Annotated in this window: 13 protein-coding genes; 7 read left to right on the top strand and 6 right to left on the bottom strand. The window is 34.8% G+C overall.

The features are described 5' to 3' along the window. The first annotated feature begins 23 nt into the window (after positions 1-23). A complete protein-coding gene (locus SJY30_RS09255) occupies positions 24-1,001 on the top strand; it encodes a Gfo/Idh/MocA family protein (protein ID WP_396635264.1) in 978 nt (325 codons plus the stop codon). A gap of 57 nt (positions 1,002-1,058) precedes the next feature. On the opposite strand, the gene SJY30_RS09250 is transcribed toward SJY30_RS09255, so the two are convergent. From SJY30_RS09250 to SJY30_RS09225, 6 genes are all read right to left on the bottom strand, one after another. After that, positions 1,059-2,759: a GMC oxidoreductase gene (locus SJY30_RS09250; protein ID WP_396635263.1), complete on the bottom strand. Its 1,701-nt coding sequence runs from the start codon at positions 2,757-2,759 to the stop codon at positions 1,059-1,061. A gap of 92 nt (positions 2,760-2,851) precedes the next feature. Then, positions 2,852-4,030 (bottom strand): DUF4861 family protein, encoded by a 1,179-nt coding sequence (locus SJY30_RS09245; RefSeq protein ID WP_396635262.1) that lies wholly within the window; start codon positions 4,028-4,030, stop codon positions 2,852-2,854. 11 nt (positions 4,031-4,041) lie between these two features. Beyond that, on the bottom strand, positions 4,042-4,836 hold the full coding sequence (locus SJY30_RS09240; RefSeq protein WP_396635261.1) for a gluconate 5-dehydrogenase: 795 nt from the start codon (positions 4,834-4,836) through the stop codon (positions 4,042-4,044). Between the two features lie 4 nt (positions 4,837-4,840). After that, positions 4,841-5,680, bottom strand: a complete 840-nt coding sequence (gene kduI / locus SJY30_RS09235) for a 5-dehydro-4-deoxy-D-glucuronate isomerase (RefSeq protein ID WP_396635260.1) — start codon at positions 5,678-5,680, stop codon at positions 4,841-4,843. Between the two features lie 17 nt (positions 5,681-5,697). Next, a complete protein-coding gene (gene uxuA / locus SJY30_RS09230; protein WP_396635259.1) occupies positions 5,698-6,882 on the bottom strand; it encodes a mannonate dehydratase in 1,185 nt (394 codons plus the stop codon). A gap of 17 nt (positions 6,883-6,899) precedes the next feature. Further along, positions 6,900-7,730 (bottom strand): SDR family oxidoreductase, encoded by an 831-nt coding sequence (locus SJY30_RS09225; RefSeq protein WP_396635258.1) that lies wholly within the window; start codon positions 7,728-7,730, stop codon positions 6,900-6,902. A gap of 415 nt (positions 7,731-8,145) precedes the next feature. On the opposite strand from SJY30_RS09225, the gene SJY30_RS09220 reads away from it, so the two are divergent. From SJY30_RS09220 to SJY30_RS09195, 6 genes are all read left to right on the top strand, one after another. Further along, on the top strand, positions 8,146-12,255 hold the full coding sequence (locus SJY30_RS09220; protein ID WP_396635257.1) for a two-component regulator propeller domain-containing protein: 4,110 nt from the start codon (positions 8,146-8,148) through the stop codon (positions 12,253-12,255). Between the two features lie 198 nt (positions 12,256-12,453). Beyond that, positions 12,454-15,465, top strand: a complete 3,012-nt coding sequence (locus tag SJY30_RS09215) for a SusC/RagA family TonB-linked outer membrane protein (protein WP_396635256.1) — start codon at positions 12,454-12,456, stop codon at positions 15,463-15,465. 11 nt (positions 15,466-15,476) lie between these two features. Next, positions 15,477-16,991: a RagB/SusD family nutrient uptake outer membrane protein gene (locus SJY30_RS09210; protein WP_396635255.1), complete on the top strand. Its 1,515-nt coding sequence runs from the start codon at positions 15,477-15,479 to the stop codon at positions 16,989-16,991. 75 nt (positions 16,992-17,066) lie between these two features. Then, entirely contained in the window at positions 17,067-18,251 is a 1,185-nt protein-coding gene (locus SJY30_RS09205) for a glycoside hydrolase family 88 protein (protein WP_396635254.1), read from the top strand. Between the two features lie 130 nt (positions 18,252-18,381). After that, positions 18,382-20,790, top strand: coding sequence for a glycoside hydrolase family 2 protein (locus tag SJY30_RS09200; RefSeq protein WP_396635253.1), 2,409 nt, complete (start codon positions 18,382-18,384; stop codon positions 20,788-20,790). A gap of 156 nt (positions 20,791-20,946) precedes the next feature. Beyond that, the gene (locus SJY30_RS09195) at positions 20,947-22,083 is read left to right on the top strand and encodes a lactonase family protein (protein ID WP_396635252.1); all 1,137 of its coding nucleotides are present in this window, start codon (positions 20,947-20,949) and stop codon (positions 22,081-22,083) included. The last annotated feature ends 11 nt before the right edge of the window (positions 22,084-22,094 follow it).

The raw sequence follows: 22,094 nt of genomic DNA, 5'->3' as shown, positions 1-22,094 counted from the left end.
TGTTTTTAACTATAACAACTTTTATGAATGTAATAAAATGGGGTATAATTGGTTGTGGAGACGTTGCTGAAGTAAAAAGCGGTCCGGCTTTTAGTAGAATCGATAATTCTAAATTAATAGGCGTCATGCGACGTAATGGTGCAAAAGCAAAAGATTTTGCTGATAGACATAATGTACCTTACTGGACAGATGATGCTGATGAGTTATTGAAGAATGATGAGATCAACTCCATATACATTGCCACACCACCCTCTACACATTTAGAGTATGCATTAAAGGCTTTAAGCTTACATAAAAATGTTTACCTAGAAAAACCGATGGCTTTAACTTCTGTAGAAGCCGAGAAAATTGGTAGTGCATTAAAACAGTCAAGAGGTAAATTGTGTGTAGCTCATTATAGAAGAAAATTACCAGCTTTTCTTAAAGTGAAAGAGCTAATCGAATCTAATGCCATAGGTCAGATATTGATTGCCGATATACAAATTCTACAGCCGAGGAAATCTAAAATAGTAGCACAGTCCGAGGAAAATTGGCGTTTAAACCCCCATGTTTCCGGTGGTGGGTTGTTCTATGACCTTGCACCGCATCAAATTGATTTAATGTATCATTATTTTGGGGCATTTAAAAGTGTTACAGGGTCATCCACTCAAAGTGCCAAAGAAATGGTAGAAGATACTGTAAACGGCATTATAGAGTTTAAAAGTGGAGTCCAGTTTCGAGGAGTTTGGAGCTTTGTAGGCGCTGAAACTTATAGTAAAGAACAATGCGTCATTTATGGTACTTTAGGTAGTATTCGTTTTTCTTTTTATGGGGATAGTATTCTAATTAGAACCAATGATAAAGAAGAGGTTTTTAAATTTACAAACCCTAAACATATACAGGAGCCAATGATTACCTCTGTAGTATCTTATTTTCTTGGCATATCAGAAAATCCTTGTACGACAGACGAAGGTATTATAGTTATGAAAGCTATGGAAAAACTTAGCGGCAGACACCAGTAAATAATTTTTAACTTATTTACTGGCTTATCCGCATAATATAAGTAATCGATAAATCTATTAAAGATTACGTTTCTTTAACTCTTCAACAGCGTGGTTCGCTGCTCTAGCAGTTAATGCCATATATGTTAATGATGGATTTTGATTTGCAGATGATGTCATGCAGGCCCCATCGGTTACATAAACATTTTTTACTTCATGTAACTGATTATGTTTATTAAGTACAGATGTTTTTGGATCGTGGCCCATTCTAGCAGTTCCCATTTCATGAATACCACCACCCATATGAGATTCTCTTTTGCTTTCTCTGACATTTTTAAATCCAGAATTTTCAAGCATTTCTTGGGCTTGGATTACCCAGTCTTTTTTCATTAATTTTTCATTTTCCTTGAATTCTGCGTCAAAAACTATGGTAGGCAAACCGTATTGATCTAGTTTGTCATAATTAAGCCACATATGATTTTCATGGTAAGGTAATACTTCGCCAAACCCCCCAAGATTGATTCTCCAACCGCCGGGTTCTAGCATAGCTTCTTTAAATTTTGCACCATAATTATATTCAGGAATTATGGTTCCGTAATCGCTACGGCTTGCTCCTCCTTGATAACCGTAACCTCTTATAAAGTCTGTTTTCTCAGATTTAGAATTAATATTTCTGAATCTAGGAATATAAAAACCATTAGGCCTTCTGCCTTTATAATACTTGTCTTCATAACCATCAATCTTTGCGGAAGCTCCGCCACCCAATTGGTGATCCATTATATTATGGCCTAGTTCACCACTAGCATTACCCATACCGTTAGGGAAAGTTTCTGATTTTGATTGCATTAATATTGCAGTTGAAGCCATAGAAGAAGCACATAAAAAAATAACATTTGCTTTAAATTCTAATACCTCTTTTGTATTTCTATCGATTACACGAACACCAGTGGCCTTCTTTTTATCTTTATTGTATAATACCTCAGAAACAATTGAATTTGGTCTTAATGTCATGTTACCTGTTGCCTCGGCCATAGGTAGCGTTGATGAATTTGAGCTAAAGTAAGCTCCATAGGGACACCCACGTTTGCATCTATTTCTGTATTGGCATGTTCCTCTACCAGCACCTGGTTTTGAACCTTCGGTAATATGGGCAACACGGCCTATGGTTAGTACTCTGTCGCTATAATTTTTTGCAATACCCTCTTTTAGATGTTTTTCTACACAATTTAATTCCATTGGTTTCAAGAAAATACTGTCGGGCAATTGTGGTAAGCCTAAAGCTTCACCACTAATGCCTACATGTTTTTCGACATATTCGTACCAAGGTTCTATGTCTTTATAACGAATGGGCCAATCAACCCCAACACCATCTTTTGCATTTGCCTCAAAATCTAAATCTGACCATCGGTAGGTTTGCTTGCCCCAAATTAATGAACGCCCACCAACTTGAGTACCCCTAATCCAATCAAAACGTTTGGCTTCATCATAATCATATTCAGAATCATCATTGAAAAAATGTCTAGTAGTCTCATCTATTTTCCAACGAGATTGTTTTGGATATTTGGCTTTTGTTTTAGCGGTCATGGTTCCCGCATGTGGCAAATCCCAAGGGTCTAGGTGCATGTGAGGGTAGTCTATAACATGGTTAACCATTCTTCCTCGTTCCAAAACAAGTGTTTTTAAACCTTTTTCACATAATTCTTTTGCAGCCCAACCACCACTGATACCAGTACCTACTACTATCGCATCATAGGTTTCGTTTATTGCATTTTTTGACATTTTAAATTCTTAGAGTTCATTTAAATTTACTGTTTTGAAGAACATACAGTATCCTGTACTATGTGGTAAATTTTAAATAGCTAAAAAATAGTTTACTGTTTTACTGTAACTTTTAATGGATTTCTAAGTCGACCTGAAAACAAATTTAAATAGCTGTTCCACGCTTCTTGCGACTTGAATTGATTGCTTTTTTTCCAACCAAAACCTGCGTAATAAATGACCTTATTATTTGTAACTTTTATGTGTGTATAGAGGTTGCTTTCATCTTTTTTGGAAGTTAAATAATGCTCATACCCGATCATGTTATCAGGCACTATAATTGCTGTACCCAACTCAGAATCTTCATGGGGCTCCCAATAACTAATCCAAGCGTTTTGCTCGTTCACCGCAATTTCTCCGTCCTTATCATGAAGTGTAAGTCCTGCTGAAATAGTATCGGTGCCTTTTATTGTAATCTCAAATTTTGAGAGGTTACTGCCATAATCAAGTGAGATTTTCTTTTCCTCGGAAATCATATTTCCATTTGCATCCCAATTTTCGTAGGACAAAACAAAACTTGTTCTAATTGGACCGGTTGTAATGGTTTTCCATGCGGTGAAATTTTTGGAGAAATAATAAATTGAATCGACCTTCTTTGCTATACCGCCAACACCTCGGCTAACACCTACATGAAAATTATCTAGACCTTCACCATTATCTTTATGATAACTACCTTCGGTATTTAGTTCTTTATGGTACCATTTATTAATTATAGGATAATCTACCCTTTTTAACCAAGCGTCTATGCCGCTAGATAGCGTACCACCTTTAATACCATCTTCTTTCATTTTTTGTGCAACCGGACCATAAGTTCTAAAAGCTACTCTATTATTTTCCCATGCGTAATCATCTGTTCTTTCAGGTACAAACCTTGAATAGCATGATGGGATACTATCTGTTTCTTTCGACTTTTTTTTAAAGATAACTTCAAATGTCTTTTTGCTTCTTGCCGGTATTTCGGGTTGAAACAGAAGATGATCCATCCTTTTATCCCCATCATTGTCTACAACTTGTGATGTTACTTCCTCTTTTGAATCAAAATCGCGAATTACAATCTCTTGTTCTTTGTTCTCAAATTTAAGTGCATCTAAATCAATAGAAACAGTTTCTAAAGAACGATCTGCCTCGGCAGTATTTTCAATAATTATTTGAGGATAGGATTTGCCTTGTTCTTTGCAAGAAAATAATAGAAATAAAAAAGAGAAGCTAAATAAAAGGATGGATTTTCTCATAGTTTTTGGGTTTAATCTTCGTTACTTGGTTTGCCGATAGTGGCTAAAATTCCGCCATCAACATAAACTACGTGACCATTAACAAAATCACTTGCCTTAGAAGCCAAAAAAATTGCGGCTCCTGCCAAATCATCTGGGTCGCCCCATTTTGCAGCCGGTGTTCTGTTGATGATAAAATCATTAAATGGATGACCATCTACCCTAATAGGCGCAGTTTGGGAAGTAGCAAAATACCCCGGACCGATACCATTGGTCTGAATGTTGTGTTTAGCCCATTCGGTCGCCATATTTTGTGTAAGCATTTTTAATCCGCCTTTTGCAGCAGCATATGCCCCAACCGTATTACGACCAAGCTCACTCATCATAGAACAAATATTTATGATTTTACCTTGCTTTCTAGCAATCATGTCTTTGACTACATGTTTAGATACTATGAAAGGACTAACCAAATCAATATCAATGACCTGCTTAAAATCTGCTACTTCCATTTCTTCTAATGGTGTTCTCTTTATAATACCTGCATTGTTCACCAATATATCAATTGGACCAATTTCGTTTTGAATAGCATTTATGGCATTGATTACTTGAGTTTCATCTGCTACGTTAAATTTGTAGCCAACCGCATTAATGCCTTCATTTTTGTAAAGGGCTACGGCATCATCAATTTTTTGTTGAGATGAATTTCCGTTGACTACAATGGTTGCACCAGCTTTACCTAAACCTTTGGCCATGGCCATACCAAGACCATGGGTACTACCGGTTACTAAAGCAATCTTTCCTTTTAGATTAAAAAGTTCTATACTCATATATTTATCTTAACTCAGTTATTTTGGCTACATCCATATCCCCGTAATCTAAATTCTCACCGGCCATACCCCAGATAAATGTATAGTTAGATGTGCCTGAACCACAGTGAATTGACCATGGTGGTGAAATAACGGCTTCGTGGTTTTGCATCCATATATGACGGGTTTCTTGTGGTTGTCCCATGAAATGACATACAGACTGTTCTTCTGGTACATCTAAATAGAAGTAAACCTCCATTCTTCTGTCATGTACGTGAGCAGGCATGGTATTCCATACACTACCGGTTTTTAACTCTGTCATTCCCATTTGTAACTGACAAGTAGTTACTACGCCACCAATAATCATTTGGCTAACCGTTCTATGATTAGCTGTTTCTAAAGAGCCAAGTTCTAGTTTGTTAGCATCGGCAAGACTTACTTTCTTAGTAGGGTATGATGTATGAGCTGGTGCGGAGTTCAAATAAAACTTTGCTACATTTTTTACGTCATCACTTTTGAAAGTAACTTCTTTTGCCCCCATACCAATGTAAAGCGCATCTTTATGGTTTAAATTATATATGGTGCCATCCACTTCTACAGTACCTGAGCCGCCTACGTTTATGATACCTAGTTCTCTACGATCAAGAAAATATTCGGATTTTAATGGGTCTATGGCCTCTAATTTTAGAGGTTCAACAGGTACGGCCGATCCGGCAATATATCTGTCATAATGTGTATAGGTAAGATTGATTTTTCCTTCTTGCATTAAGTTGTTGATCAAAAACTCTTCGCGTAGTTCAGTAGTGTCGTATTTTTTTACAGCTTCTGGATTAGAAGCATATCTAGTTTCGTATGATATTGACATTTTTCTATTTTTAAATATTAGTTTAGTATTGATTTTCTTATTCCTAATTCAAGCCCACGTAATTCTGCTAAACCCCTTAATCTACCAATACCAGAATAGCCCGGGTTGGTCTTTTTGGTCAAGTCGTCCAACATTTTATGACCATGATCTGGTCTCATAGGCATTCTTATATCTTTTCTGCCTACTTTTTTTCTTTTTTCCTGTTCTAGAATCAACGCTTTCATTACAGCGTACATATCTACATCACCTTCAAGATGGTTAGCTTCATGAAAATTTCCTTCGCTATCTCGTTTGGTGCTTCTTAAATGAATAAAATGTATTCTATCAGCTAAACGTTTAACCATTTCAGGAAGATCGTTATTCTCTAATACACCAAAAGAGCCTGAGCAAAATGTGAGGCCACAGTTGGGGCTGTCTATAGCCCTATATAATTCAAGTATATCTTGTTGTGTACTTACAACTCTAGGTAATCCAAGTATTGGGTAAGGCGGGTCATCTGGATGTATACACATCAAAATCTTTGCTTTTTCTGCCGTAGAAATAATATGTCCTAAAAATTCATATAAATGCTTTTTTAGGTCTAATGGCGTAATATCATTGTAGGTTGTTAAAATATTATTGAATTCGTCTAAAGTATAACCCTCCTCTGCACCAGGAAGACCGGCGATTATATTTTTGGTCAGTTTCTCTTTATCATCATCGCTAAGTGAATCAAAATAGCTTTTAGCTGTGGAAATTTCCTGTTTTGTATAACTCTTTTCCGCACCTGGTCTTTTGAGTAAAAAAAGCTCAAATGCCGCAAAGGCCTTTGCCTCAAAACGTAATGCTGTAGAGCCGTCTTCCATTTCAAACTCTAAGTCTGTACGGGTCCAATCTAATACGGGCATGAAATTGTAACACACGATATCTATACCACATGAACCTAAATTAGTTAAAGTTTCTTTGTAGTTTTCTACATAGGTCATATAACCTTCTGCTTGAGTTTTGATAGATTCATGTATGGGTACACTTTCTACTACGGACCAAGTAAGCCCGGCTGCTTCAATACGCTCTTTTCTCTTTTGTATTTCTGAAACTGGCCAAACCTCTCCGTTAGGTATGTGGTGCAGTGCAGAAACTACGCCTGTAGCTCCGGCCTGTTTAATATCTAAAAGAGAAACTGGGTCTTTGGGCCCATACCATCTCCAAGTTTGTTCTAACATACTTTTATTCTTTGTTATTATACTCCGCTAAAAGCGCTAAACCCACCATCTATTGGTACAACTATACCTGTTACAAAAGCAGCGTAATCACCACATAACCATAATGTAGTTCCCACTAAGTCATCTGGTTCTCCAAAACGCCCCATAGGTGTTTGCTCAATAATAATATTTCCTCTTGCCGTTAAAGAGCCGTCATTTTGGGTTAACAATGATCTGTTTTGATCGGTTAGAAAAAAACCGGGAGCTAAAGCATTAACTCGAATGCCTACTTTAGAAAAATGTACTGCAAGCCATTGTGTAAAATTTGAAACAGCAGCCTTTGCACCACTATATGCAGGTATTTTTGTTAAAGGTGTAAAAGCGTTCATAGATGATATGTTAAGTATGCTACATCCTTTACGACCGATCATGTCTTGGGCAAATACCTGTGTAGGCAATAATGTACCTATAAAATTAAGATTGAATGTAAATTCTATGCCCGAGGTTTCTAGATTAAAGAAAGTTTTAAAACCTTCGGTAGTATTGTTTAAATCTTCTTCTTCTAGATAAGACTTACTGGTTGTACCTAATGGATGATTTCCACCAGCACCATTAATCAGAATATCACAAGCGCCTAATGAGTTGTTCACTTCTTTTTTTGCGTTTTGCAATGATTCTTTATCAAGAACGTTGGCTACTACACCTATAGCTTCGCCACCTGTTTTATTGATTTCTTCTGCCACTTTTTCAGCAGCATCTTTGCTTAGGTCCAATACAGCAATTTTATAATTTTCTTTAGAAAGAGCTTTTGCCAAAGTGCTACATAGAACTCCGCCTGCACCTGTTAATACTACTACCTTTTTAATCATTACGCTTTGTTATTTTGTTTTTGTAAGTGCTGTTTTAGTAATATTGACACTTTTCTCAAATTTTAAAATTTTAATTTAAACGAACTAGTGACTTACTTGAACAATAGTACATTTTAAGGGGTTCATTCGTTCATTTTGAATATTACAAGACTACTCGATACTTTTATTTTATGCATCCTGTAGTATCTTGTTTAATACAGATAACATTACATTCTTTTACATTTAAAATGAATATTTGTTTTTATATAAATTTGAGGAAAAGATATGTGAGTTTTTAATAAAAAGATTAAGATTAAATTTTGGTTTATTACATTAATAAGCCAAATTTTTAAAAGGGTGCCAATAATTACTAAGTATCCTAAAACTTGTTCTTTAAACCTAAGTTCTAAATTGAGTGTGCATTTTTAGTAATATGATGGATAAGATTTTTAAATGGTTCTTTTTTGTGTTGCCTTGTTTATGTATTGCCCAATTAGAAAAAAACACATATCAGTTCAAACACTTAACTACCTCTGATGGTTTATCACAAAGTTCTGTAATAGCAATAGAGCAAGATAAATTAGGGCGTATGTGGTTAGGTACTAGAGATGGTCTTAATCTTTATGATGGTAATGAATTTAAAATATATAGAAATGTTGCTTATGATAGTACCTCTATTAGCAATAGTGATATACTTGCAATAAAAGAAGATAGTGATGGGTACATATGGGTAGGTACTTATAACGGTTTAAATAGATATGATCCTGTTAAAGATTCATTTAAACAATTTTATCATTTCAATGATAAAACATCACTTAGTAATAATACGGTATGGGACATAGAAGAACTTTCTGATGGTAAAATTTGGATAGGCACATCAAATGGAGTTTCTATTTATGACAAAATCAATGATAGATTTACTAATATTTATGCAGAAAATTCCAAGAATAGTAGTGGGTTGCCTTCTAATTATGTTCTAAGTATAATAGAGGCGAAGAACGGAACAGTATGGCTAGGTACTTCAAAAGGATTATGTGAAGTAAAGGCATCAAAAGACCATAAATTTGATTTTACCGTTTTTAGACCACCTGGTAATGATAAAGATCCTTTTGTTCAAGATATTTCAGCTTGCGATGAAAATACTATTTGTATTGCCACAAAAAATATGGGCTTGTTAAAATTTGATTTGATTTCAGAACGTTTTTTAACTAGTAAAACAATTTATGAAAACAAGGATGTAAGAGCTGTTAGATCTGGTGATAATGGAATGCTATGGGTAGGAAGTTCTAATGGAATAACAATTTTCGATAAAGATGATAATGCTAAGTCCATTACATATGAACCATCTGATAAAAATAGTTTAAGCCATAATTATATTAAATCCATTTATAAAGATAGAAAGGGTTCTATTTGGGTAGGTTCTTATTATGGCGGCGTAGATATTTGGGATATTTCTAATGCCAATTTTATTAATTACACTGAAAATTTTGGAAAAAAACGACTAGGACATAAAGTTGTAAGCTCTATAGTAAATGACAATAATGGGAATATATATTTTGGTACTGAAGGTGGTGGGCTAACTATTTTTAATGAAAAACAAAACCAAACAGATTATATAAATACTGTAAGTTCAAATATGTTGCAGAGTGATAATATAAAATCACTAATGCTAGATGAAACAGATTTGTGGATAGGAACCTTTAATAAAGGAATTAAAACCTATAATATAAAAACCAAAAGATTTAAGAACAATTTGGTGTCAGACCAGTTGAATAAATTACTTGATCAAGCAGGTGTATACGCTATTAAAACAGGTATTAATAATGATGTTTGGTTAGGTACATTTGGGCAGGGTGTAATCAAGTACAACACCAAAAGTAAATCTATAGTTGAATTTGTACATTTTTCTGGTGAAAAAAATAGTTTATCCAGTGATCGGGTCAGAAGTTTATTGGTAGATAAAAATTCAAATATTTGGATTGGTACCCAAAGCGGTCTTAATCTTTTACCTCTTTCTGAACAAGGTTATTCCAATGCCAATGTTACTAGGTTTTTTTACGATCCAGAAACCGATTCGGGCGATGATATTCTTTTTGTTTTTCAAGATAGTAATGGTGTCATATGGGTTGGTATCAGGGCCAAGGGGCTTTACCGATATGATGGTAGAAAATTTAAAAATATAAAGCTTGATTTCAATAATCAAATAACTTCAATTTATTCTATTCTAGAAGGTACCGATAATACCTTATTAATGAGTAGTAACCAAGGGATATTAAAGTATAATGTGCCAGAAGATACTTTTGTGGTCTACACTAAGAAGGATGGCCTTGTTGGTAATGAGTTTAGTAGTGGTGCTGCTTTAAAGATTGATAAAACAAAATTTTATTTTGGAGGGGCAGAAGGTGTATCTTATTTTGATGCAAGTAAATTAGCCAGAAATAATTACGCTCCGCAAGTTATTTTGACAGATTTAAAGGTTAAAAATAATTCTATTTCTGTAGATGGGGAAAATGGGGTTTTAACTCAAAGCATGCCCTATACAAAAGAGATAGTTCTTGAATACGACAAAGCAAATTTTTCGATAGACTATTCTATACCCAATTTTATAAATCCAGATAGTAATCAATACCAATACCGTTTGGTAGGTTTAGACGATAATTGGGTAATTACCGATCGTACCAGGGCTAACTATACCATACAAAAACCGGGTAAATATATTTTTGAGGTAAAAGGCGCTAATAATGACACACTATGGAATGTTACGCCAACATCGTTGGTTATTTTGGTAAAACCGGCGCCATGGTTAAGTAGTTGGGCGCTTTTTCTTTATACCTTACTTATAGTTATGGGGTTGTTTGGACTCTATAATATTATTAGATCAAAAACCAAGCTTAAGCATAAATTACAATTAGAGCATTTAGAAAACGAAAGAAACCAAGAGGTCAACGATGCCAAACTGCGATTTTTTACAAATATATCGCATGAATTTAGAACTCCTTTAACCCTAATTACAGGTCCATTACAGCAGTTGCTAGAAAATTATAAGGGTAGTAGAGTTGTTTACAAAAAACTTCTGGTCATTGAAAGTAATGCGAATCATTTATTACAGTTGATCAATAGATTAATGGATTTTAGAAAGCTAGAACATAAAAACTTTACGCTTGAAGCGGCAGAAGGTAATTTAGTAAAATTCTTAAGGGAAATATACTTGTCATTCTCAGAATTCGCAAAAGTTAATAATTACCAATATTCTTTTGAAACAAGTAATGATGAGATATTGGTTTACTATGATAGGTCTAAGCTAGAGCAGGTATTTTATAATCTTATTTCAAATGCATTTAAATACACTCCGGTCAATGGTTCTATAAAAGTAGTAGTTAAAAAAGAAAAACAATCTGTAATAATTAAGGTAATTGATTCGGGTCCGGGTATACCTCAAAAGTATAAAAGTAAAGTTTTTGAACGCTTTTTTGAAGTGCCAGAATATGTTTCTGCCGATTCTGTTCAAGGCACAGGTACCGGTATAGGGCTATCTATAGCAAAAAGTATTGTTGAACTTCATAAGGGTTATATTTCTGTCCATAATGGAAAAAATAGCGGTAGTGTTTTTGTTGTAGAACTTAAATTAGGAAGTGCCCATATTCTTGATGAAGAAATAATTCAAGATTTTAAGTTTAGTGATGATGTAGGTCTGTATACTTCGCAATTGACAGATACATTATTGGAGAAGTCTTTTCTTAATACAGAAACAGTAGTCTTTGATAAGGAGCGTGATGTTGTACTAGTGGTAGAAGACAATGTACCACTTAGAAGGTTTATTAAAGACTTATTGAAGGATTCTTATAACATTCTTGAAGCAAATAATGGTAAAGAAGCTATGGTCACCGCATTGAAATATGTACCCTCATTAATTATTTCAGACGTAATCATGCCAGAAATGGTAGGTACAGAACTATGTGCTAAAATTAAGGAAAACATAAAGACCAGTCATATTCCAGTAGTGTTATTAACCTCTAGAACCTCTTTGTTATATAAATATGAAGGTCTGGAAAGTGGGGCAGATGATTATATAAGTAAACCTTTTAATGTTAAAGAATTTAAATTAAGGGTAAAAAATTTAATTGATTCTTCAAGTAGAATGAGATCTAAATTTGCTGTGGATCAGAATTTTGCCCCCAATGATATCGCCATTTCTACTTTAGATGAGCAATTACTTAAGAAAGCTCTTTTTATTGTCGAAGAGAATATTTCAAACGATCAATTTGATATCATAACCTTTAGTACCGAACTTGGTATTAGTAGAACCTTATTATTTACAAAAATAAAAGCTTGGACTAATTTCACGCCCAATGAATTCATTCAAGAAATTAGAATGAAACGTGCTGCTCAGTTATTGGAGAAAGGAAGTTTAAATATATCTGAAATAAGTTATATGGTCGGATATAAAAATCCGAAATACTTTAGTAAGTGCTTCCAAAAAAAATACGGTTTAAGTCCTTCTGCATATATTGCTAAATTCTCAGAAAATTTATTTGATTTAGATTAAATGCTAGTATTTACAAGGGTTTTTTAAGTGAATATGTATTTTTGACCCCCTATTTTTGGATTATTTTCATCGGATATATACATAGTTTTGAAAACAAGAAGATATTCTATTTCAATAATTAGTATTCCATTTTATTAATGTTATTGAAACAAGAAATCTGATGAATTAATTATCAACAAAACTCAAAAAATAGAACTTATGTTAACACATGAAAAAACAAAATGGATCAAAATGCTACTTTTTAGTAGTTTCTTGATCATAACTAGCTTAGGTTTCGCCCAAGACAGTTATAATTTATCCGGTACGGTAACAGATGAACAAAATTTTCCCGTACCTGGAGCCAGCGTTGTAATTAAAAATACAACTACAGGAACTTCTACCGATTTTGACGGTAATTATTCAATAACTGTTAAAAAGGGTGATGTTTTAGAGTTCTCATCTATAGGTTATGCCAAAAAAGCAATTACACTAAATGGTGAAAAGGTATTAAATGTAATTCTTGTTGAAGATGCCAGTCAACTAGAAGAAGTGGTAGTGGTTGGTTATGGATCACAAAAGAAAAGTGATATTACCGGTTCGGTTTCTTCGGTTAAGGCAGAAGAACTTGCAGCTTTCCCCGTATTAAATGCAGAACAAGCATTACAAGGAAGGGCTGCCGGGGTAGCGGTTCAGTCAAACAATGGTGGTGAACCAGGTGCACCCATTAATGTAAGTATTAGAGGTAATACCTCAATTGGTGCAAGTAGTGCGGCGCTTGTGGTTGTAGATGGTTTTGTAGGAGGTTCTTTACCGCAACCTACTGATATAGAATCTATAGAGGTTCTGAAAGATGCTTCTGCAACGGCTATTTATGGATCTAGGGGTGCTAACGGAGTTATATTGGTAACCACTAAGAAGGGGCGTAGCGGTAAAATGCAGATAGAATTGAATAGTAGTTACTCTTCACAAAGTGTTTCCAGCCGATTAGACTTGTTAAATGCATCGCAATTCGGTGCTTACCGTCAAGTAATTAACCCTACATATGTACAAGGTAATGCCGAGACAGATTGGCAAGATTTAATATATAGAACTGGTACAGTTGCAAATCATCAACTTTCGTTCTCTGGTGGCTCTGAAAAAATCAATTATTATGTATCTGGTAATTATTTCAATCAAAATGGGGTTGTAATCAATTCTGGATTCGAACGTTTTTCATTTTTAAGTAATATTGATGTACAGGCTACTGAAAAGTTAAAACTTGGTTTTAACGCTTATGCTAATAGAGGTACAAAAGATGGTGTTCAAAGCCAAGCAGGTAGCGGCGGTAGTGGGGGTGGAGATGTGATTTCTACAGCTTATCGTTTTGCACCAGATACACCGGTGCAAGATGAAAACGGTGTTAACACCACAAATCCGGTTGGTGATCAGTTCGATAACCCTTTTGCGATAGCTACAGAATCCATTGATGAAACTAAAACCGATGATTACAGAGCTAATTTCTATGCTGATTACACTATTTTAGACGGTCTGTCTTTTAAAACGACTTTTGGGTTTAGTTCTGAGAATAGAACAAGAGGTAGATTTTTACCTTCTACCTTAGTAGGGCAGGCAAGTGTTCAAGGTGGTATTGGTAGTGTAGAGTCTTTAAAGGGTACTAATATTCTTTCTGAAAACTATTTGACGTATACCAAAGAGATCGGCAAAGGTAATTTGACGGCATTGTTAGGGTATTCATATCAAAAGTCTAGAAGTGAATCTTATGGGGCAGCGGCACAAAATTTTATCAGTAATAGTTTAAGCTATTTTAATTTAGGTGCTGGCTCAGATATACAAACTCCGTTTTCTTCTTTGACAGAACAAGAGATCATTTCTCAGTTCGGTAGGTTTAATTATGAATATGATGATCGTTATTTAGTGACTTTTACAGCTAGACGAGACGGTGCTTCTAATTTTTCAAAAAATAATAAATATGCTTTTTTCCCTTCAGGAGCTCTTGGTTGGAGAATTTCTAACGAGCAGTTTTTAAAGGATAGTGAAACAATTTCTAATTTAAAGTTACGTGCTAGTTATGGTGTAACCGGTAACCCGGCTATTTCACCTTACCAATCCTTAGCAAATTTTGAAAGTATTTACTCTAATGTTGGCGATCAGGTCGTAAATGCTGTGGTTCCTGAGCAATTGGCGAATCCTAATTTAAAATGGGAAACATCATATCAAACCAACCTGGGGTTAGATTTAGGTCTAATTAACGATAGAATTGGGCTAACCTTGGATTACTATACCATAGATACAAAAGATTTGATATTGGGAGATTCCTCTGCTCCAGAATATATAGGTTTTGCAAATTTAACCTCTTTACGCAATATTGGTGAAATCAATAACAAAGGTTTTGAAATTACTTTGAATACCAAAAATATCGTAAAAGAGAATTTTTCTTGGTCTACAGATTTTAATTGGTCGCGCAATAGAAACGAAGTTGTAGCTTTAGTTGATGGTCAAGACATATTTTTAGATTCTTCGCCAGGATCATTCTTGCAAGATGAAACGCACCTATTAAGAGAAGGAGAACCTGTAGGCGTATTTTGGGGCTATGAGTATAGAGGAGTAAATCAAGGTACGCCTGAGGCAGGTACGGCCGGATATCCAAACGCTGTTGCCGGTGACGAATTGTTTTCAGATTTAAATGATGATGGTGTAATTGATGGTGATGATCGTAAAATTATTGGCGACCCCAACCCAGACTGGCAGGCAGGTCTTAACAATAGCTTTAGGTATAAAGACTTTGATTTAAATGTTTTCTTTCAGGCTTCGGTAGGCGGTGACATTTTTAGTTATACTTTCTTAGAGCTGGCTTCTGGCGAGTCTAATGCAACCACAGATGTTTTAAATGCATGGACCCCGTCTAATACCAATACTAATATTCCTTCTGCGGCAGTTCGAGAAAAACGTATCACAGATCGTTTTGTTTACGATGGTAGTTATGTACGATTAAAAAACCTGTCACTTGGATATAATATTCCGTTTGATGTCGCTAATAAAATTGGAATGAATGGTATTAGACTAAGTCTTAGTGGACAAAATTTGCTAACGTTTACAGACTTTCCAGGTACGGATCCCGAAGCTAGTTATAGAAGTAGCGGTAACCAAAACAGTAATACGAATAGAGGGTTCGATTATGGTAGTTACCCTAACATAAAATCTTATACGATATCAGTAAACTTAAAATTCTAAAGAAAAAAATTATGAAAAATATTAAATATTTAGGACTACTCTTAGTTGCCATATTTATAAGTTGTTCAGATTTGGAAGAAGTACCTGTAGGTAGACTTTCACCAGACGGCCTCGTAAATTCCCCACAGGATATACAGACTTTAATAAATGGTGCTATTGGCAACATGGCTACAGAAGCATATTGGGGACGAAAATTATCATTACCTATTATGTTACGAAGCGATATGACCACAATAGGCGACGCTGGTACCCCTGGGCGTAGACAAGAAGTGGATAACTTTTCTATGGGACCTGATAACGGTATGGTAACAGCCCTTTGGCCAAAGGCATATCAAGTAATTGCAGGTACTAACGAAGCCATTTCCGGTGCAGCTTTAATTGACGCTGAACCTGATCAAATAGACCCAATAACCGGTCAAGCATACTTTTTTAGAGCTTATACATATTATCATTTAGTAAGATTGTTTGGGGCAATACCTTACCTAGACACACCTGTCAATGATATTGAAGAAGCGAAACAAATAACTAAATCTTCTGTTGATGAGGTTTATGCCAATATTATTGATGATTTAGAGCAAGCATTATCAACGCTACCAGAAACACAGCCTTCATCTGCATACCCTACAAAGGCAACTGCAGCTGGCTTTTTGGCTTCAGTTTACCTAACATTGGGTGAATACCAAAAATCGTATGATCAAGCAAAATTTGTAATAGATAATGAAGCGAAGTTTCAAATAGGTTTAGCTGTCGATTTTCAAGATCTTTTTGATCATAGCAAGCAATCAAGTACTAACGAGTTTTTATTGAGTTTGGATTTTAATGGTTTTAGTAATGGAAATACAGGTAGAGATTACACTCCTGCGTTAACAGGTATTAGGGGTAATGAAAGAGGTGATATTGGTGGTGGTTGGTCTGTGGCAGTACCTTCTTTAGAAGTATACAATACTTGGGATGGTAGAGATTACCGTAAGGCTGTTAGTTTAGACACTACAGGTATTTTTGGAGGTGTAATCGAACCTTTTACAAGATTTCCTGAATTTGATTCTAGAAATATACCAAGCGCCTATATTGCTAAGTATACAAGGGCTATAGGTCCTACGGGAACAGGTAATGGTAGAGCTTCTAGCTTAAATTATGGTCTAATGCGTTATGCAGAGGTACTTTTAATAGCTGCTGAGGCTTTAAATGAAGTAAGCCCGGGTTCAGCGGAAGCTGCAGGCTACGTAAATCGTATACGTGAAAGAGCAAGGTCTGGTAATGGCTCTGAATATCCAGAGAATATTACAGGAGGTATTTCACAAACAGATTTTAGGGATCTGGTACTTGAAGAAAGAAAATGGGAGCTTGCTTTTGAGTTCAAAAGATGGTACGATATTAAAAGAAGACAAATTGGACCTGAGGTTTTTGGGGCAAGCGGTTTAGAGCCTCAACCTAACTTTGACCCCAATAGAGATTACCTGTTTCCACTGCCTTTTGATGAGTTGGACAGAAATCCAAATTTAGCACCTAATAATCCAGGATATTAAATACTATCAAAACTCCTTTGAAATTCATTTTTAATTAATTGAGGTTATCAAAGGAGTTTGTTTAAAAAGAGATAAATGAATAGAATTAGTTATATTATCTTAATTTTTGGTTTCTTTTTCCTCGTCAGCGCATGTAAACCAAATAAAAAAGAACAAAAGGAAACTACTACGGTGTCAATTGACTCCTTATTGCAGCTACGCTACACCAAATTGTTAGCGTATCCTTTAGATTCTGTAGGTTTTCCTAGAAACTATAATTTAAAGACTAAAAAAGTTCGCAAAGTGCCATCTAAAGATTGGACTAGTGGGTTTTTTCCAGGTAATTTATGGCATTTGTATCTACTTACCAATAATTCAGAATACATGAAAAAGGCAAAAGCGTGGACGGTATTTATGGAAAAAGAGAAATTAAATGGGGGTACACACGACATGGGTTTCAAAATTTTTTCAAGTTTTGGCGAAGGTCTCAAAGTAGCACCCAATGCACATTATGAGCAAGTAATCATTGACGCTGCAAACACTTTAAGTTCTAGATTCAATAAAAATGTTGGTAGTTTAAGATCTTGGGATTTTAATAGGGATACATGGGAATTTCCGGTTATTATAGATAATATGATGAATCTAGAATTGTTGTTTGAAGCAACTAAAATTTCTGGTGACAGCACTTATCATAAAATTGCGGTTTCTCATGCAAATACAGCATTAGAAAATCATTTTAGAGAAGATGGTAGTAGTTATCATGTAGTGGTATATGATACCATTACAGGAAATACAAAAGATAAGGTTACACATCAAGGTTATAATGCAAATTCTGCTTGGGCTAGGGGACAGGCCTGGGGTATTTATGGCTATACTATGTGTTATAGATATACCAAGGACATAAAATATTTAGAGCAGGCAAAAGTTAGTGCCTCCTTTTACTTAAATCACCCAAATTTAAGGAGTGATGGTATTCCTTACTGGGATTTTGATGATCCGGCAATACCAAATGCGGTTAGAGATGTTTCTGCAGCTACAGTAATTGCATCTGCATTTTATGAATTAAACAATTATGTTAATGACCCAAAATATTTAGCTTATGCTGATAAAGTTTTAAATAATCTTCAAACAGAAGAGTATATACTTAATGCATCGATTAATGCGCCATTTATTCTAAAACATAGTACTGGTAATTGGCCGAAAAATGACGAAATGGATGAGCCTATCGTATATGGGGATTACTATTTTTTAGAGGCGTTATTGAGGAAAAAAAAAGGATAAAATAAGAGGAAGAGTTGATTTTAGATTTTTGTAAAAATCACTAAACCTGAAGTGGTTCAACCAAATAAAACCATTAAAATAATTATTTCAAATGGCAAAATTATGGATGACTATAATTAATAGCTTGAAAATGAAATTGAATTATAGCTTTTTTTTATGCGTTATTTTATGCATAAAATGTACTCCAAAAGTTGATGAAATCAGTTTAAGAACAAAACAGAACATTAATGATAATTGGTCTTACTTAGAATATTCCACGGAGGAAATTGAAATTGCCAATGCTCAATTAGATTGGGAGCCAATAGATTTACCACATACTTGGAACAGCGCAGATGTGCTAGATAGTGAACCTGGTTACCGGCGAGCAATAAGTTGGTATAAAAAAGACATTGTATTAGATGATATAATTAAAAATGATACATATCTACTATATTTTGAAGGTTCAAATATTAGCACAACAGTTTACGTAAACGGTGAGGAAGCCGGCGCCCATATAGGTGGATATCTAGGTTTTGAAATTGATATTACACCTTATATTCAATTGGGTAAAAATGAATTAATGGTAAAGGTCGATAATGGCTATGAACCTGATATTATTCCTTCTCAAAAAAGCGATTTTTTTATTTATGGCGGTATTACAAGAGACGTTTGGTTAATAACTAGACCAGAGCAATCTATTGGTAAAATAAAATTAACCACACCTAGGGTTTCTAAAGAATCGGCAACATTAGTTGTCGATGTGCCTTTAATTGTAAATGAAGATTTATCTGATTTAATGTTACATGTTTTTTTGAGAAACCCTGAAGGCAAAATAATAAGTTCAGAATTAGAAAAAGTTACGGAGAATTCTATGACGGTCAGCTTTAACGCCATTCAAAAACCCAAACTTTGGGATATTGATTCACCATATTTATATACTGTTGATGTTCATTTAAAGTGCGGTGATGAAGAATTGGATAAAGTTTCTGAAAGAGTAGGTTTTAGATGGTTTGAATTTAAGGAGAATGGTCCCTTTTACTTAAACGGCAAAAGGGTTCTGTTACGTGGTACGCATAGACATGAAGAACATGCAGGTGTTGGGGCTGCAATGTCTAATGAGCTTCATAGAAAAGATATGGAGCTCATAAAGGAAATGGGTGCAAATTTTGTTCGCTTGGCACATTACCCTCAAGATCCAGAAATATATAAAACTTGTGATGAGTTAGGTCTGTTGGTTTGGGATGAGTTGCCGTGGTGTCGGGGCGGTTTAGGTGGAGAGGTTTGGCAAAAGAACACTAAAGATATGTTAAAAGAAATGATCGATCAAAATTATAACCACCCAAGCATCATCATTTGGTCTTTAGGTAATGAAATGTATTGGTTACCCGATTTTGAAAAAGGTGATAATACTAAAAACATGAACAAATTTTTAACTGAACTCAATACCATTGCTCATAATATGGATCCAAGTAGAAAAACTGCCATACGTAAGTACTATGAAGGTGCAAATATTGTAGATGTATTTTCTCCTTCTATTTGGTCTGGGTGGTATTCGGGTAGCTATAAAAGTTATCAAAAGGCAATAGATACTTACAAGCCTCAGTACAAAAGTTTTCTGCATGCAGAATATGGTGGTTCAAGTCATATAGGTCGGCATACAGAAAACCCCATTACTGGCGAAGGCGTAATAAATTCAGACGGATGGGAAGAGGCCATTGTGCAGACCAAAGCGGCTAATATTGCTCAAATAGGCGACTGGAGCGAGAATTATATTGTGGATCTTTTTGATTGGCATTTACGAATTTCTGAGACAGATTCCACTTTTGTAGGGAACGCGCAATGGGCTTTCAAAGATTTTGGTACACCATTACGACCAGAGAATGATATTCCGTACATGAACCAAAAAGGTTTAGTTGACCGTTCAGGTAACCCTAAAGATGCATTTTACGTATTTAAAAGTTATTGGGCAAAAGAACCATTTGCATATATAGAATCGCATAGTTGGACAGATAGGCAGGGTCCAAAAGGTAAAAAAAGAGAAATAAGCGTTTTTAGCAATTGTGAAGAAGTCACCCTGTATCATAATGAAAAATCTCTTGGTACAAGAGTAAAGGATATCAATAAATTTCCTGCATCAGGTTTAACCTGGAATGTAGAATTTTTAGAAGGAGATAATAGACTCATGGCAGTAGCCAAGCATGAAAATGGAAATGTTGTGGAAGATGCCGTTGAGGTAAACTATAGATATATCAAAAACGACGTGGCCGTTGGATTGAATTTAACGGCCGAAAAACTAGATGATGGCAATTACATGGTCACTGCAATTGCCGTTGATGAAAACGGTTTAAGGTGTTTAGATTATGAAGAGAAGGTTTATTTTCAAACTTTAGAAGGTGGTTGCAGCATAAAAAATCAAGGTACACCCACAGGAAGTGAAATAATTGGTATGGCCAATGGTAAAGCGTCTTTAGAAATAAAACCTGATGATACAAAAACTACTTTAAAAGTAATGGTAATGAATCAGAATTTTAAAGGAACTTATTTAAGTATTGTAAAATAATGATTATTTGTGTAGTTAGTTAAATGCCGTGTTCTACTAATGGAACATGGCATTTTTATACTTTAAAAACTAAATATTTCTTTCTTTTCGTTTGTACATGTCAATGCCTTTAAAGAAATTGAAAATAGATACACTATTTAACCCACTATTAAAGTTATGAAATATATAAAGTATTTAATATTCTTATTAATTCTGGGCAATTCTTGTACAAAAGATTCAACTAAGACCTTATTGTTCGTTGGTAGTTTTACCGAAGGTATAGCAAGTACTGGTATTTATATTTATGAATTGGATACTGAAACAGGAGGTTTAAGTTTATTGAACTCCGAACAAAACCTCATTAACCCTTCTTTTTTAAAAATTGCGCCAAACGGTAAGTATTTGTACTCCGTTTTAGAAAGTCAATTGCCTAATAACGGTAAGATAGCGGCTTTTGCTGTAGATTCTTTAAATGGTAAATTACGGTTAATAAACACTCAAGATTCCGGAGGACGTAACCCTGCTCATTTATCAATATATGAGAATGAGAAATTTTTAATAAATTCTAATTATACTGATGCTAGTTTCTCTGTTTTCAATATAAAGAGGGGTGGAGGTTTGGCGCCATTAGATCAAATTGTGACATTCAAAGACAGCAGTATCATAGAGGGAAGACAAGATGAAGCCCATATACACTCTACTAATTTTTCTCCAGATGGCAAGTATGTATTTGCCCAAGATTTAGGATCGGATAAAATTTGGAGTTTCAAGGTTAAGAAAGAAAATGATAGTAAATTAAACTTAGTGTCCAATGGTTTTGTAAAGGTAAGACCAGGTAGCGGTCCTAGACATTTTACTTTTCATCCTAACGGTTCTTTTGCTTACGGTATAGCAGAATTAAGTGGTAGCGTTACCGCATATTCTTATGAAAATGGTAATTTAAATTTTATAGAAAATTATTTAACATATAGGAGCGATCAAGAAATTTACAGGGCTGCAGATATACATATTTCACCAGACGGTAAATTTTTGTATGCTTCTAATAGAGGTCCAAATGAAGATTCTATAGCTATTTATTCTATTGATGAAAAAACTGGTAAGTTAGAGTTAAAAGGTCATCAAGATACTTATGGTGAGCACCCAAGAAATTTTGCAATAGATCCTTCTGGAAAATTTCTTTTAGTGGCCAATCAATTTACAGATAATGTTGTTATTTTTCGTCGTGATATTGAAACAGGAATACTTAAAAAACTACCTCAAGAGTTGACTGTTCCAAATGCATCAAGCTTACAGCTTAGAACTTACCTTCGCTAGTCATTATCAAA

It is taken from the genome of Maribacter sp. R86514, assembly GCF_044597005.1.
Taxonomy (GTDB): domain Bacteria; phylum Bacteroidota; class Bacteroidia; order Flavobacteriales; family Flavobacteriaceae; genus Maribacter.
Note: the sequence above shows the minus strand (reverse complement) of the source record. Positions and strands in the feature narration are given on the sequence as shown.

Coding starts and splice junctions, on each gene's coding strand:
- SJY30_RS09255 (WP_396635264.1), top strand. CDS start 24: ATGAATGTAATAAAATGGGGTATAATTGGTTGTGGAGACGTTGCTGAA.
- SJY30_RS09250 (WP_396635263.1), bottom strand. CDS start 2,759: ATGTCAAAAAATGCAATAAACGAAACCTATGATGCGATAGTAGTAGGT.
- SJY30_RS09245 (WP_396635262.1), bottom strand. CDS start 4,030: ATGAGAAAATCCATCCTTTTATTTAGCTTCTCTTTTTTATTTCTATTA.
- SJY30_RS09240 (WP_396635261.1), bottom strand. CDS start 4,836: ATGAGTATAGAACTTTTTAATCTAAAAGGAAAGATTGCTTTAGTAACC.
- kduI (WP_396635260.1), bottom strand. CDS start 5,680: ATGTCAATATCATACGAAACTAGATATGCTTCTAATCCAGAAGCTGTA.
- uxuA (WP_396635259.1), bottom strand. CDS start 6,882: ATGTTAGAACAAACTTGGAGATGGTATGGGCCCAAAGACCCAGTTTCT.
- SJY30_RS09225 (WP_396635258.1), bottom strand. CDS start 7,730: ATGATTAAAAAGGTAGTAGTATTAACAGGTGCAGGCGGAGTTCTATGT.
- SJY30_RS09220 (WP_396635257.1), top strand. CDS start 8,146: ATGGATAAGATTTTTAAATGGTTCTTTTTTGTGTTGCCTTGTTTATGT.
- SJY30_RS09215 (WP_396635256.1), top strand. CDS start 12,454: ATGTTAACACATGAAAAAACAAAATGGATCAAAATGCTACTTTTTAGT.
- SJY30_RS09210 (WP_396635255.1), top strand. CDS start 15,477: ATGAAAAATATTAAATATTTAGGACTACTCTTAGTTGCCATATTTATA.
- SJY30_RS09205 (WP_396635254.1), top strand. CDS start 17,067: ATGAATAGAATTAGTTATATTATCTTAATTTTTGGTTTCTTTTTCCTC.
- SJY30_RS09200 (WP_396635253.1), top strand. CDS start 18,382: ATGAAATTGAATTATAGCTTTTTTTTATGCGTTATTTTATGCATAAAA.
- SJY30_RS09195 (WP_396635252.1), top strand. CDS start 20,947: ATGAAATATATAAAGTATTTAATATTCTTATTAATTCTGGGCAATTCT.